Origin of the sequence: Paenibacillus phoenicis (assembly GCF_034718895.1) — a bacterium.
Lineage (GTDB): Bacteria > Bacillota > Bacilli > Paenibacillales > Paenibacillaceae > Fontibacillus > Fontibacillus phoenicis.
The window spans coordinates 657,551-672,087 of the sequence record NZ_JAYERP010000001.1 but is presented as its reverse complement, the minus strand read 5'-3'; the positions used below and the strand labels follow the sequence as shown (position 1 = coordinate 672,087).

Genomic DNA, 14,537 nt, shown 5'->3' with positions numbered 1-14,537 from the left:
AAGAATATCTCAAACATTATAGCACAAAACATAAATGGAATACCAGCAAGCAGGTTGGGATACTTCCTCTATTTTCGTGAGGTGAACGATGGTGTTAAAGGAAATTCGAAATGCGGTTGTCATTGTACTCGGGGCGGCTTTGATCGCTGCGGGTTTTAATCTGTTCCTTGTACCGCTTCATTTGCTCAGCGGCGGCGTGTCGGGGTTAGCGATGCTGACAGCCTACTTCACTCCACTCGATATTAGCACGATGTATCTGGCTTATAACGTGCCGCTCCTGATCGCCGGATTGTTTCTGCTAGGGAGACGATTTATCGGACTTAGCATCCTGTCGGTTGCCGCCACGACCTGGTTCATCGCCTTGATCCCGTCGCCGGACAAGCTGCTGTCATCGGATACCCTGCTCTCTGCGGTCTTCGGCGGTGTGCTCGTCGGCATCGGTTGCGGGATCTCGTTCCGCGTCGGCGGCTCGTCTGGCGGCTTCGATATCGTAGGTTCGATCGTGACCCGCTTCCGCGATTTCCCCGTCGGCAATGTGATCGTCGGACTAAACGGCATTGTCATCCTTGCGATGGGGTATCTCGAAGGCAACTGGGATCTTGCTCTGGCATCCATGGTCTCGATCTATATTACCGGCAAAGTCGTTGACCTGATTCATATCAGTCATATCAAAGTCACGTTGTTTATTATCACTGATAAAACGGAAGCACTGCTGGAACGACTGCTGACGCTGCCGCGCGGGGTTACGTTGATGAAAACTCAGGGCGCTTTTTCCCACAAAGAAAAAGATATGCTGATGACCGTCACGACCCGCTATGAACTGGCTGAACTGCGGGAAATCATCAAGCAAACCGATCCCGCCGCTTTCGTGAATATCGTGGAAACGGTCGGGGTGATGGGCGCGTTTCGGCGTCGTTAAGCGTTTTCTTGAAAGAAGCGGCCGTTTTCAAACGGCTGCTTCTTTGTTATAATAATCACAGCGGTTCCTTCACAATTTTAAAGGGTTCAGCTTTACCCCGTATTTCACAGGCTTTTTGCTTTTCCGATTTAGGATTGATTCCGCGGCGAATGATTCTGAAAGGAAAGGGTGATGGGTGTGGAAATGGAAACGGTAAGACTGGAACAAATCGTAAAGAAGTGGTTTCCGGATATGCTGCCTTTTCTGAATCAAAAGGAACTGAACTCTACGATTCTCCTCCGAGATGGCTTAACCATCTTGGAACCGCAGGATGCACTGGAGATTATTCAATTCAGCATCTGCGAACATCAAAACCCGGCGTTGCTTCATTAAAATATGTAACGCTTCCATGCAGGATGAGGTCGTTTCTTCTGCTTATGCAGAAGAAACGACTTTTTGCGCTTTTCTCGTCTATGAAACTCTGAAACTTTTTACCAATTATGACATTCCTGTTCCCTCTAGGGGCCCCTCTTCCGATATAATTAACAGCGAGTGCATACAAGGGAGAGATATCATGTGAACATCATCTGGACATTACTACTTCTGGCCTTGGGAACAGGCAGCGGAGCAGCGCCTCAAGAGCAGGCTGCGGGGAACGAAGCCGTGCAGGCGAACACGATGTGGACATCGGTCGCGCACACTTTTAAGGTTAATCTAGCAGAAGGTCGCCTGGACAATCCTATCAAACCATCGGATTTGAAGGTAGACCCGCAGGTAGATGCTCCGAAAGTGAAGGGGATTTACGTTACAGCTTACAGTGCCGGGGGATCCCGCATGGATCAGCTTGTTGATCTCGTCGATCAGACCGAGCTGAATGCGATGGTCATCGACATTAAGGACGATTTAGGGTATATCACATACAAGACGGATAATTCCGATCTCATCAAATGGGGGAAACCGCAGCCGTTCATCCGCGACATCGATGCGTTAATGGCCCGTTTGCAGAAGCATGATATTTATCCAATCGCCCGGATCGTCGTGTTTAAGGATACGATTTTAGCCAAGAAGCATCCGGAGCTCTCCTTCCGCCATAAGGACGGATCGGTATGGAGCAACGGCAAGGGCGACAGCTTCGTAAATCCTTATAACAAAGAGGTCTGGGATTATAATATTGAGATTGCGAAGGAAGCAGCAAAATTAGGCTTTAAGGAAATTCAATTCGACTACGTGCGGTTCCCGGAAGGCTTCGAGAAGCGAGCAGACAGCCTAATCTATACCAAAAATGAGATGAGCCGCGTTGATGCCGTCTCCTCATTCGTTAAATACGCCAAGGAGCAGCTGGAACCGTTGGGGGTTCGGGTGTCCGTTGATATTTTCGGGTACGCCGCATCTGTGCCTGCGGCCGAAGGCATCGGCCAGGATTTTGTGAAGATCTCCGACAACGTGGACGTCATTTCTCCGATGATTTATCCAAGCCATTATACAACCGGATGGTTTAATGCGAAGGACCCTGACAAAGCTCCTTACCAGACCATTAAGGGTGCGGTGCAGGATACTCAGACCAAGCTCGCGGAACTTGGCGAGAAGCAGCCGATCATTCGTCCGTGGATTCAAGACTTTACGGCCAGCTGGCTGGGAAGCGGTCATTATATCAAATACGGCAAGCATGAAGTGGAAGAACAAATTCGGGCGCTGAAGGAAATGAAGGTGGATGAGTTCCTGCTCTGGAACGCCTCCAACCGTTATACTTCCGGCGTCGATTATGAATAATAAAGCTGCACCGCCGTCGAACCCGGGCCTGTTGCCCGGGTTCGGGTTTGGTTGGGCTTGTACTCAAGTAACTACTATGATCGGAGTTAAGTGGTTTTATGAAACAAACGTATACCCTGAAGCAGAAATACGCTCAATTTTTACGCATTTTAGTTCCGATTCTGATCACCCAGGTCACGATGTCGTTAATGACCTTCTTCGATACGATGATGTCCGGCCATGCAAGTCCGGCAGACCTGGCGGGAACAGCGATCGGATCAAGCCTTTGGATTCCGGTGCAAACCGGTCTCAGCGGGATCCTGATGGGCATCACGCCCATCGTGTCTCAGCTCGTAGGGGCCGGAGAGAAGAATAAAGTAGGCTATCATGTTATTCAGGCAATCTGGTTATCGGTAGCCGTGAGCCTGGTTGTCCTGCTGGCCGGTGCACTGTCGGTCTCCCCTGTGCTGAATTCGATGGGCCTCGAGCCCAAGGTTCACCATGTGGCTTTCTATTTTCTCGTGGCGATTTCCACAGGAATCGTTCCATTGTTTGGTTATATCGTGCTGCGTTCGTTTATCGATGCGCTCGGGCAAACGCGCATATCGATGATGATTACGCTGATCTCGCTTCCGTTAAACGTAGGCGCCGGATACCTGCTGATTTTTGGCCGCGGCGGCTTCCCCCGTCTTGGCGGCATCGGCTCCGGAATCGCTACGGCTTTTACGTATTGGTGCATTTTCCTGATTGCCTTGTGGATCGTGCATCGGAAGGAACCGTTCGCGGCGTACGGCGTGTTCGGCAAGCTGCATCGCGTATCGCTGACCAAATGGTGGGAGCTGATGCGAATCGGCGTCCCGATCGGCTTCGCGATCTTTTTCGAGACGGCGGTCTTTGCCGCGGTGACGCTGCTGATGAGCCGGTTCGATACCGTCACGATCGCAGCTCACCAAGCGGCGAACAACTTCGCCTCAACGCTGTACATGATCCCGCTCAGCATCTGTCTGGCGCTGACGATCCTCGTCGGCTTCGAGACCGGTGCTGCCCGGCTCAAGGACGCCCGGCAATACGCGGCGCTTGGCATCGGCACCGCTGCCGCTATGGCATTGGCCACCGCTGTCCTGCTGATGCTGTTCCGTACAGGTGTCGCCCAGCTCTACTCCAGCGAACCCGAAGTTGTATCGCTAATCAAGCACTTCCTGGTATACGCGATCTTCTTCCAGATGTCCGATGCCATTGCGACGCCCACCCAAGGCGTGCTGCGCGGGTATAAGGACGTCAGTCCCGGCTTCTGGATCTCGTTGCTTGCCTACTGGATCATCGGCCTGCCACTGGGATACTTCCTGGCCAACTACACGTCGCAAGGCCCTTACGGATACTGGATTGGCCTCATTACCGGGCTGGCTGTGGCCGCTGTCTTGCTGCTATATCGCCTAATCATGATCCAACGCCGTATAGCCAGCCGCCTGATTCATCCGGCGGAATCGCCATAAGAGAAGCCCGTGACCTTCCTTCGGTCACGGGCTTCTGTCCTTAGCGCGGTTCGCTGATGGCCACGACGTACCCTGCCCCAGGCACCAGCCGCTTCTTCTCCACAATCGTCAGCTCCGTGATTGTAGGAGCGGGCAGCACTTGCCGCTGCAAATGCTCTTCCGCCGCGGCAAACGCCTCTTCCTCCCCATCGGCGGCAATGACAATCGTAAACGGACCGGCGGAAGTGTCGGCCTCCAATCGATACAGGTACATGTGTGATCCCCCTCTAATCCTTAAGCTCAACTTATTATAGCATGATAGCAGACTTACCCATATCGTGGAGGTTCATCAACAGGCAGAAAGAAGAAGCCGCCCCATCAACGGAACGGCCCCCATCATCTCTAACGGTTACTTCGCATAGGGATTAAATTCGTTGGTATACAGTTCCTCCGGTTTCAACTGTCCCTCCTTCAGTTCGCCCTCGTTAACCAACCAATCGATCCAGCGCTGGTATTCATCCGGAGTGATCACCCCTCCTTCCGTAGCAATCCCCGGGCTCCTCCAGTATTTCAGATTCAGGGTTGCGTCTTTGCCGTCTCTCTTCTCAACGATGCTCTCCATTCGCTTGATCACTTCTTCTCGCGGCGTGGTGCGCTCCCACTCGATCGCTTTCGCGACGCCTTCAACGAATTGCCTTACTGTATTCGGGTTGTTCTTAATATACTCCTCAGTAAAAAAGTAATCCCCTGCCGTAAACTCCGTCTGATAAACGTCGATATCCTTGAATAATTCCACGAGACCGCCTTTTTCCAAAGCCCGGTCTCTCGCTACGCCGCTTAAGAGAACAACATCGATCTGACCGCTGCGCAAAATTTGCTCCGCATTTCCCGAAGGCACGGTAACCAGGGTTACTTGGCTGATTTCTTTATCGGTTAATCCGCCGAATCGCAAGTAATCCTTGGTCATAAATTCCAAATGCGCGCCTAACGTGTTAACACCAACCTTTTTGCCGATAAAATCTTTAGCCGTCCGGATCGGGCTTTCCTCCAGCACATAAGCGCCGATGTACGTATCTTTATCGCTGCCGTACGAACCGACCACCGATTTGATCTTGACGTTCTGGGCCACCGATTTAATGATCGCCCCGTTAAACGCCGACCCAAAATCGGTCTGCCTCGTCGCCGTTAATTGAATGCTCTCTGGACCACCTGTTGTGCTGCCGATAGACTCCAGCTTCACATCCCCCAGAAACCCAAGATCCTCAGCCAGCTCCGGAAATGACACCGCACCCGGGGATGAATTGTATTGGAGCACCTTATCTTCGCCCCCGTTTGCCCCGGCTTTGCCTCCAGCGCAACCCGCCAGCAAGGCCCCGGCAACCAGCGCCACTGCCAGCAGTGTTATGGATTGTCTCCTTGATTTATGCATTTGCTCACACCGACCTTTATGTTCGTTTGGAATTAGATCAAAGCGGATGGCGCTTCTTGGCGTGAAGGATAAGCGGGAACCGATAATCCTAAATTGCCTCGTAATGTGGTGCTCTCATATTCCGTACGGAACAAACCCCGCCGCTGCAGCTCCGGAATGACAAGCTCGACGATATCGCGAAATCCTTCCGGGAACGTAGGCGGCATGATGTTGAAGCCGTCCGCCCCTTCATTCAGGAACCATTCCTCCAGTTGGTCGGCGATCTGCCCCGGCGTACCTACGATTTCCCGGTGCCCCCGTGCTCCGGCAATATGCTCATACACCTCGCGGATCGTGGTTAATCCTTCACGTTCGGCCAGCGCCCGGATCAGATTGGAGCGAATCTGCGGATTCGTCTTGTCCTCGGACGCTGCAAATTCCGGCAGCGGGGCATCCACATCATAGCCCGTCAGATCGGTCCCGATGAAGTTAGACAAATACTCCAAGCCAACTTCCGGCAAAATGTAGCTGTTCAGCTCCTTCCGCTTGGCAATCGCTTCTGCCTCCGTCTTCGCCACCGTGATGAACACCCCCGGCATGATTTTTAGATCATCCGGCTTACGTCCATACTTCGCCAGTCGGCCCTTCACATCCCGATAGAACGTTTGGGCTTCCTCCAGCGTCTGCCATGCGGTGAAGATGACCTCTGCGGTTTTGGCTGCCAGCTCTTTGCCTGCCTCCGACGAACCCGCTTGTACGATGACTGGGTGCCCCTGCGGCGTGGAAGGTGCGTCCAGCAGCCCCTGAACTTTAAACCACTCGCCTTCAAAATCCAACGGATGAAGTTTCTCGACGTCCAAGATTCGACCGCCTTCCTTGTCAAGGACAATCGCCTCCCGTTCGATGGAAAGCCAGAGCTTCTTCACGACTTCCACAAACTCATCCGCCCGTTCATATCTGCGGGCATGCTCGAGATGCTTGGGCTTGCCGAACAGCAGCGATTCCCTCTCATTGGCAGAGGTGACGACATTCCAAGCCGCACGCCCCTTCGATAAGTGATCGATCGCCGCGAATTTTCGTGCCACTTGATAAGGTTCGTTATAGGTTGTCGTCAACGTCGCGGTGAGGCCGATATGTTTAGTGACGGACGCAAGCGCAGCGAGAATAATCAGCGGATCCAGCTTAAGGGCCGATGCTGCCTGGTTACCGGAAGGGCGCAGACCAAGGACGTCGGCGAAGAAGATCATATCAAACTTTCCTTGCTCAGCTAACCGTGCCAAGTCCTGCAAGTACTCGAGGTCGAACGTACGATGAGCAACAGTTCGCGGATGCCGCCAGCTCGCCACGTGATGCCCCGGCAAATTAAAGAAAGCTCCCAATTTCATTTGCTTGTTTGACATCGTTCACCACTCCTAGTTTTCCAATTTGTTTAGTCATATTTTGACTATAAGAAAAACGTCGATTGACGTTATTCCAAACCCATAATCTCGCCAATTAACTGTTCGTCTGCGTATTCCATTTCGATAACTTGTGCTCCAAACTCACTAAACCGTAGTTAATGATCAGACCAAGCAAGGAGATGGCGAGAATCCCCGCATACATTTTAGGAATTTCGAAATTGTACTGCGAATACGTGATCAGATACCCGAGCCCTTCCTTCGCCCCGACCATCTCAGCGGCAATCAATACGAGAATCGCCCCTGTCCCAGCCATGCGGATTCCGGTAAAAATCGTTGGCACGGAGGCCGGCAAAATCACCTTCAAGAACAGCTTGGAAGAGGATAACTTCATCGACTTGGCGGACTTGATGAGCAAGGGGTCGACGTTGCCAACGGCCGCGATCGTATTCAGAAGGATCGGCCAGGCGCAAGCAAAGAGGACAATCGCAATTTTGGAGGTCTCCCCAATACCAAGCAGCAGCATAAACACCGGAAGCAAGGCCAGCGCTGCGGTATTCCGGAACAGTTCAAGGATCGGATTTAGCAGCTCCCGCGCTGTAGGGTACCAGCCAATGATGAGTCCTAACGGAATGGCCACAATCAAGGCCAACAGAAATCCGGTCAGCGATCGGACAATACTTGCCGAAAAGTGTTGGAGCAATTCACCCGAAGTGATCAAGTGAACCAGGGACCTCACCACCTCAGTGAACGGCGGCAAAAATGCCGGATCGACCAGCCCCAATCGGGGAGCGGCTTCCCATAGCAGAAACAAGCCAATCAGAACAATCGATTGCCGTACCAATTTGCGCAGACCTGCAACCAGAGCTACTTTTAAATTCCTTGCCGGCAGGCTTGCTGGGACGGACTTTGCGGTTTCCATTTGTATCCACTCCTTTTTTCGTTTAGATATAAGCTCCTTGATACACCGGCTCGTGAAGCAGATTCCAGACTTCATGACGGATCTTTACGAAATCGGGATGGGAGCGAACATCCGCATCGTCGAGTCTCGAATTAAGCGGGACATCGACGATATGCCTAACCGTACCGGGGCCCGGTGTAAGAACGACAACGCGTTCCCCCAGATAAACGGCCTCATCAATCCCATGGGTGATAAAAATAATCGTCTTTTTTGTTTGCTCCCAGATTCTCAGCAATTCCCCCTGCAAAGATTCCCGCGTCTGAGCATCCAATGCTGCAAACGGTTCATCCATAAGCAGCACATCCGGGTTAAACGCGAGGCTGCGAGCGATGGCGACACGTTGCTTCATCCCGCCGGACAGCTCATGCGGATATCGGTCGCCGAAGGAAGCAAGCCCGACAAGGGAGAGGAAATGATCGGCTTGTTCCTTCCGTTCCTGCTTGGGTACCCCTTTGGCCTCCAATCCAAACTCGATGTTGCCCCGGGCCGTCTTCCAAGGAAATAAGGCATATTGCTGAAACACGATGCCGCGATCTAAGCCGGGACCTGTAATTTCCTCGCCGTCCATCAGAATTCTCCCGCGGGTCGGAGCGGACAACCCGCTGATCATATCCAGCAGCGTAGATTTTCCGCAACCGCTTGGCCCGACTAGCGTTAGAAATTCCCCTTCCCTGACGGTGAAGTTCAAATCTTTGACCGCCGTAAACAGTTGAGCTGCCCCGCTTTTTTTAGGGTCACGGACGGTGAAAGTTTTCGTCACGTTCTCGAACCTGATTTTTGCGTTGTCTGACATCCCATCTACCTCCCCACAGTTTTTTGGAACAAAAAAAGCCCAGAAGACAAGACGCAAGCGTCTGTCTGCTGAGCCTCCGGTGACCCGGTCAGCGATATTTCAAATTCCAACTATTTCGATGTGATTATATTAACATTTTGGATTTCATTGTCAACCCCTCTATAGATTTGCATTTACAAAAAAAGAGCCAGGTTATAAACCTGACTCCCCTTAGTCAATTAGGCCTAACTCTGAGCAATCCGTGCGGATGCTTACTGCGACAACCGCGACGCCAGCTCGTACAGTTCCATGTTAAACGGCTTCTTCGTGCTGACAACCTTCTCGATGTCGGTCAATACCATTTCGCCGCCGATCACGCCGCAGGCTTTGTTCGATTCGCCGGCAATGAGGCTGCGCACGGCGAAGTCACCGAGACGGCTGGCCAGGTTACGGTCAAACGGCGTTGGCGATCCGCCGCGTTGAATGTGACCAAGAACCGTCGCGCGCGGTTCAACGGAAGGTTGGCGCTGCTTGATCGCCTGCACAACGTCCTCGCCGCTGCCAACGCCTTCGGCTACGATCACGATGCTGTGGCGTTTCCCTTTTTCAAAGTTTTGCTTCATGCGATCCGCTACTTCGTCCAGGTCAAACGGTACTTCCGGTACAAGGATCGTCTCCGCCCCTGCAGCCAAACCGGCATGCAGCGCGATATCGCCGCAATGACGGCCCATAACCTCAACGACGGAAGCCCGTTCGTGAGAGGACATCGTGTCGCGCAGCTTGTTGACCGCGTCCACGACGATGCTTACTGCGGTATCAAAACCGATGGTGTAGTCCGTAAAGGAGATGTCATTGTCGATCGTCCCCGGCAGTCCCATCGTCTTAATGCCCAGCTTGCTCAGCTTCTCTGCCCCTTGATAGGAGCCGTCGCCGCCGATGACGACAAGGCCGTCGATGCCGTGCTCACGCAAAATTTCCGCGCCGCGTTGTTGGCCTTCCGGTGTCTTGAACTCCAGGCAGCGTGCGGATTGAAGAATTGTCCCCCCGCGTTGAATGATATCGCCAACGCTGCGGATGTCCATTTGGAAAATGTCATTATTCAGCAAGCCTTGATAGCCGCGTTGAATCCCGTACACTTCCAGGCCGTAGTACAACCCGCTCCGGACAACGGCGCGTACAGCTGCGTTCATCCCCTGGGAGTCTCCTCCGCTGGTAAGCACTGCGATTTTTTTAACTGCTGACATGATAATTCCTCCTAATTCAGTTGTAAGTAAGTTAACAATGCACTAAATCTTAAAGATGCTTGCGAATCCACAGGCTGTTAGCGAAAAAGAACAACCGCATCAGCGGGCTCCGGCGCATCAACCGTTTGGATACCTCGCGGATTTCGTCCTGCTGGCTGACCTTCGGATCAGATAAATACAAGGCCAGCAGGCCTTCAATGATCATTTTATGAAACGAGGAAGCCGGCAGCTTCCGGATATCCTGCCGCGCTCCCTCGACGATCAATGTGATTCGGCTCAACATCGTTTCCTTGCTATCGTAGTAACTGCAAAAGTTCAAGTCCCCACCAAGCTCATCCTCCGCTTGGTCAATCAAGTAGTCCAGCAGGATATGCAGCCCGCAGACATGCGGAAAATAAGCCGCGTGGATCGTTTGTGCGCTTCGTTCATCCAGCCCTTTGTGGCTAGACGCCAGGAACAACATAAACACCCCAAGGGTGGAGCCTGTCGCTGCCGCGAACTCATTCCATCGCAAATGCGGGGCACGGTGCTCGTGCTCAGCCCACCAGCTCAGCAGCTTCGCTTCGCGTTCCTGCGGATCGATGTGCTTGTACACCTGCAGGTCGGTATAAAGTCCTACAAGATCAACGATGTACGGCATGGCAGCCAGGTAACCCTGCAGCTCGGCAATTTGCGTCTGACAAGTCTTCACCAGCCGGTGCAAATAACCTCCATCGTCCTGCTCCTCGCGAAGGGCGTAGTAATTTCGCAGCTGTGCCGCTGGATTCACCGCGTCGAGCATGCTCTGGTGCAACAGCCGGAAATCCTCAGGATCCTTGGAGGTGCTTCGGTCGCATAAATTGTCCAAATAATCGCTGATCGTTTGAAACGCAACGATAAGCGGAATCAAGACGTGACGCATCGGTAAATTGGCGGCCGCATACACGGAACCGCCCTGGCAATGGAACTTCTTCGTCGCGATGCTGGCCAAAGCCTGTCGCCTTAGCTCAGGATCGGGAATCGCATCGGCATCCTTCCGCCAACGCTCCAACTCCTTATGGACATCCGGCAAAATAAATTTATAAACCCGACTCATCAGCCGGAGCGGCTCCTTCGGGAATTGGTTTCGGCTTTGCTCAAGTTCTATCAATGGCTTGCCTCCACTGCGTTGTTAATACGGCCTGTCTGAAAACCATTCTATATTATAATATGATCCAACTTTAAGCACAAATAAACAAAATCACATATGTCTTTTGGCCGAGGGCTCTTCCTGGACCGTACGGTACCAAATCAGCAAATCGTTGATCCGGCTGGCCAGCTCGGCAATCTCCCCATTCAGACGGCAGCTGCGCTCAAAGTCGGTCTCCTCGTTCATTTCGTTCAGCTTGTGCTCAATGGACTGTTCCAGCACCATCACTTTCGTTGGAATCCGGCCGCGGACTTCCTCCCAGTAGGCGATCATCGCCAGCCGTTCATCCAGCTCATATTCGTCAAAAGGGCGCTCCAGCATCGGCACATGGATATCCAGCCGCTCATCGTATACAAATCCTTCGATCATGGCGTTTCGCCTCCTTCTTAAGATTTAGTATAAAGGATTTTCGTTAATGAAAAGGAATTTTTATTGCCGCCGAACCTCTGGATTTCTGGTATACTTGCTAGCATAACGCAAAAAAATGATGTGACTGCAGAAACGGAGTACGTAAACCCCATGAATCGGAAAACCACGGCCCGCATGGATATCGCATGGCTGCGCGCCTTTACCTTTACAATATACGGAACAAGTGTCCTTGTTTCCTCCTACTTCCCGCTGTTTTACGCCCAGCTTGGATTTTCGACCAGCCAGATCGGCTTGCTGTACGCGCTGGGACCCATGATCTCCGTCGTCTCCAATTTGCTATGGAGTCTGGCCAGCGACCGTTATCAAACGATTAAGAAAGTCCTGCTCATCCTGTTGATCGGGCAAATTGCGCTGACGTTTCTTTTATCGGCGTCGACCTCGTTTTCTCTTATCATGGCGGTTATTACGTTGTTTTACTTTTTCTTCTATCCGGTCTTTCCGCTGTCGGATACAATCTCGATCACAACCGCCAAGCAGCATGGCATCCATTTCATCTCCATCCGGCTGTTTGGCTCGTTTGGATATGCTTTCTTTGCCTTGCTTATCGGTTACGTGCTCGCCCGGATCGGCTCCTCCAATACGATGTGGGTGTCGATTGCCATCGCCGGACTTGCACTCGGGTTCATCCTGTTCGTCAAGGACCAGCCAACAACCGTGGCGAAGATGGACCTGTCGGGCATATGGGGCATTCTGCGGCAAAAAGAGCTGCTATGGTTCTTTGGCTGCGTCTTCTGTCTGGCGATCGGCATGCGGATGAACGAAGCGTTTATCTCGATCAGCCTGAAGGAGCTGGGGGCTAACGAGAATCTGATCGGCTGGGCGATGCTGGCCTCGTCGCTGTCAGAAATCCCCGTATTCATCTACCTCAGCTTCCATGGGGAAAAATATAAAGAGCTGCCGCTCCTGCTGCTAGCCAGCCTGCTGTTCGCCGTCCGGTTCCTGCTGATGGGGCTGACGGGGTCGCCATACGGCATCCTCGCGATCCAGGCGATGCACGGCGTGACGTTTGGCATCTTCTATGTCACGGCTATCCGCATGCTCACCCGGCTGATCCCCGACGAATTTCGGGCAACGGGCATGGCCTTGTACACCATCGTCTGGTCGAGCCTCGCCGGACTGCTCAGCGGAACCTTCGGCGGCGTGATGTTTGAGCAGTTCGGCCGACAGCCGTTCTACCTGACGGCGATGGGCGCGGCGCTGGTCGCGTGCGTCGGGTTCGCCAGCCGTTATTTTCAGAAGGGGCCGGGAGAGAACACCCCCTCGAAATTCGAGCATAAAGCCTAATGAATCAAGGCGAAGTGCCGTCACGGCGCTTCGCCTCTTGTTTGTCTCTGTTCAAAGGACAAGTCTTCCTATATAATAGTTATTATCAGATGATAGTACCTGGTGTTAAATTTGATAAAGCAGGTGAAAACGCATGGATTTCGCTTTGTTTCGGGACATCCTTCAAACCCGCCGCAGTATCCGGGAATTTACCCAAGAGCCTGTCAGCGTCTCCGATATCAAGGATCTCATCGACTGCGCTCGCTATGCGCCCAGCGACACGAATTCGCAAACCTGGGAATTCATCGTCGTCATGAACGCAGATAAAATCAAGCAGATCGAGGATTTTACCTGGGAAAGCCTGCATGAAATCGCAGCACGCGCCACAGCACAGGGGAAGGATCGGGAAGCCAAGCTGCTTGTGAAATCGTTTGGTCCTTATGCTACTGCTTTTTCCGGCGCTCCGGCGTTAATCGTAGTTTTGTCTACGCCGTACACCTCGAAGTTCCGTGAGCGAATTTTTGACCCGATCTCCTTCGTCACTCCTGAAATTTGGGACGAAGAAGGCCTCAAGAGCAGCTGTCTGGCCGCGCAGAACCTGATGCTGGCCGCGCATGCCAAAGGCCTCGCCACTTGTCCGATGACCGGACCGGTACTGCTCGCGGAAGATAAGCTGCGCGAATTCCTCGACATTCCTGCCGATCGCGGAGTGAATATGGTGATCGCACTGGGCCATCCGGCGATCTCACCGAAGCCGGTGCCGCGGAAGGAAGTATCCGAGATTTTGCGGATCGTTGAGTAAAGTCCATACATGAAGAGGCTCTTTCCAGCAACATGTTGGAAACGAGCCTCTTTCTAATCTGGCTTAGGACAAGCGGCCGTAAGCCTTCAGCGTCTTCAAATTCTCTATGGTCAGCCAACCGCGCCATTCCTGCTCGCCCGCCGGGCTTACTGCCGGAAACGTGAGCGCCCAACCGCCATCCTCCTGCTGCGTGCTTATCAACCAATTCAAGTGCTTCTCGATGTCTTGCTCCGAGATGAGCTTCGCCGCGTAACTCTCCGGCGTTGGTGCGTAGTCCAGCACTTTATGGACGTACCCCTCCGCCAGCGGATCCCGCTCAATCCCGTTTGGTCCGGTCAGCCAGGCATCCAACCTGGATAGCGCCTTCGCCGCCCGCTCCTGATCTGGCACATGCTGCAGGAAGGAAATCCACTGAACCGCGTCATGATAATCCTCGGGAAGGCCTTGCTCTACACATCCCCACAGATAGGCGACATTATTTTGGAACCAATCCTCACGGAAAAAATCGGTGCGTTCCTGTTGCCCCAGCAGCATGCCGATGATGCTTCCCGTCGGGTTGATCGAGGGACCCCCGTCCTGCTCGGTCGTCCACCACGGCGCATGCGGATATCGATTCACTTCCGTCGTTGCCCGCGGCAAGCCGCCTCCCGGCAGTGTCAAACTGCGCAGATAACGGATCACTCCGTCCAGCAGATCCGACCCGAATCCGCCCACCTCGCGAATCACCAGCAACGCCGTTTCGGTTGCCACCGGCTGGCTATGCGGACCGCGCATATCCGGCTCCAGCGCATGACCAAATCCGCCATCCCCGTTCTGGTACGGGCGAAGCGCGCGAAGCACCTCCTCCGCGCTCCCTCCTTCAAAGTGGTAAGCAAACCGCTTGCGATCCAACAGCCGGGCATGCGAATAAATAAAAGTACTGGCCCGTTCCAATACGTCCCGTTTTTTCATAAAACTCTCGTCCCCTTCGCCAC

Annotated in this window: 15 protein-coding genes; 6 read left to right on the top strand and 9 right to left on the bottom strand. The window is 53.1% G+C overall.

All coding sequences use genetic code 11. From position 1 onward, the window contains the following. Positions 1–91 precede the first annotated feature (91 nt). From U9M73_RS03155 to U9M73_RS03140, 4 genes are all read left to right on the top strand, one after another. Complete coding sequence (locus tag U9M73_RS03155; protein WP_323079050.1) at positions 92–919, top strand: YitT family protein; 828 nt, start codon at positions 92–94, stop codon at positions 917–919. A gap of 171 nt (positions 920–1,090) precedes the next feature. Then, positions 1,091–1,291 carry a hypothetical protein gene (locus U9M73_RS03150; RefSeq protein ID WP_176222413.1) on the top strand — a complete coding sequence of 67 codons (201 nt, stop codon included), beginning with the start codon at positions 1,091–1,093 and terminating at the stop codon, positions 1,289–1,291. A 183-nt stretch (positions 1,292–1,474) separates the two neighbouring features. Further along, positions 1,475–2,668 (top strand): putative glycoside hydrolase, encoded by a 1,194-nt coding sequence (locus U9M73_RS03145; RefSeq protein ID WP_028538740.1) that lies wholly within the window; start codon positions 1,475–1,477, stop codon positions 2,666–2,668. Between the two features lie 98 nt (positions 2,669–2,766). After that, complete coding sequence (locus tag U9M73_RS03140; protein ID WP_028538741.1) at positions 2,767–4,140, top strand: MATE family efflux transporter; 1,374 nt, start codon at positions 2,767–2,769, stop codon at positions 4,138–4,140. 40 nt (positions 4,141–4,180) lie between these two features. Here U9M73_RS03140 and U9M73_RS03135 read toward each other — a convergent pair whose 3' ends face one another. The 8 genes from U9M73_RS03135 to U9M73_RS03100 form a co-directional block, all read right to left on the bottom strand. Next, positions 4,181–4,393, bottom strand: coding sequence for a DUF3906 family protein (locus tag U9M73_RS03135; protein ID WP_085169850.1), 213 nt, complete (start codon positions 4,391–4,393; stop codon positions 4,181–4,183). A 135-nt stretch (positions 4,394–4,528) separates the two neighbouring features. After that, positions 4,529–5,548 carry an ABC transporter substrate-binding protein gene (locus U9M73_RS03130; RefSeq protein ID WP_085169851.1) on the bottom strand — a complete coding sequence of 340 codons (1,020 nt, stop codon included), beginning with the start codon at positions 5,546–5,548 and terminating at the stop codon, positions 4,529–4,531. Between the two features lie 32 nt (positions 5,549–5,580). Further along, positions 5,581–6,927 (bottom strand): LLM class flavin-dependent oxidoreductase, encoded by a 1,347-nt coding sequence (locus tag U9M73_RS03125; protein WP_085169852.1) that lies wholly within the window; start codon positions 6,925–6,927, stop codon positions 5,581–5,583. Between the two features lie 94 nt (positions 6,928–7,021). Next, complete coding sequence (locus U9M73_RS03120; RefSeq protein WP_323076252.1) at positions 7,022–7,846, bottom strand: ABC transporter permease; 825 nt, start codon at positions 7,844–7,846, stop codon at positions 7,022–7,024. A gap of 22 nt (positions 7,847–7,868) precedes the next feature. Next, a complete protein-coding gene (locus U9M73_RS03115) occupies positions 7,869–8,678 on the bottom strand; it encodes an ABC transporter ATP-binding protein (RefSeq protein ID WP_323076251.1) in 810 nt (269 codons plus the stop codon). Between the two features lie 251 nt (positions 8,679–8,929). Further along, positions 8,930–9,901, bottom strand: coding sequence for a 6-phosphofructokinase (pfkA, locus tag U9M73_RS03110; RefSeq protein WP_009222776.1), 972 nt, complete (start codon positions 9,899–9,901; stop codon positions 8,930–8,932). A 49-nt stretch (positions 9,902–9,950) separates the two neighbouring features. Further along, positions 9,951–11,030, bottom strand: a complete 1,080-nt coding sequence (locus U9M73_RS03105; protein ID WP_323076250.1) for a tetraprenyl-beta-curcumene synthase family protein — start codon at positions 11,028–11,030, stop codon at positions 9,951–9,953. 90 nt (positions 11,031–11,120) lie between these two features. Then, complete coding sequence (locus U9M73_RS03100) at positions 11,121–11,438, bottom strand: hypothetical protein (protein WP_323076249.1); 318 nt, start codon at positions 11,436–11,438, stop codon at positions 11,121–11,123. Positions 11,439–11,588: 150 nt separating this feature from the next. On the opposite strand from U9M73_RS03100, the gene U9M73_RS03095 reads away from it, so the two are divergent. Both U9M73_RS03095 and U9M73_RS03090 read left to right on the top strand, forming a co-directional pair. Next, the gene (locus U9M73_RS03095) at positions 11,589–12,782 is read left to right on the top strand and encodes an MFS transporter (protein WP_083791390.1); all 1,194 of its coding nucleotides are present in this window, start codon (positions 11,589–11,591) and stop codon (positions 12,780–12,782) included. 133 nt (positions 12,783–12,915) lie between these two features. Further along, entirely contained in the window at positions 12,916–13,563 is a 648-nt protein-coding gene (locus U9M73_RS03090) for a nitroreductase family protein (RefSeq protein WP_323076248.1), read from the top strand. A gap of 63 nt (positions 13,564–13,626) precedes the next feature. Here U9M73_RS03090 and U9M73_RS03085 read toward each other — a convergent pair whose 3' ends face one another. Further along, the gene (locus tag U9M73_RS03085; RefSeq protein WP_036643681.1) at positions 13,627–14,514 is read right to left on the bottom strand and encodes a prenyltransferase/squalene oxidase repeat-containing protein; all 888 of its coding nucleotides are present in this window, start codon (positions 14,512–14,514) and stop codon (positions 13,627–13,629) included. Positions 14,515–14,537 lie beyond the last annotated feature (23 nt).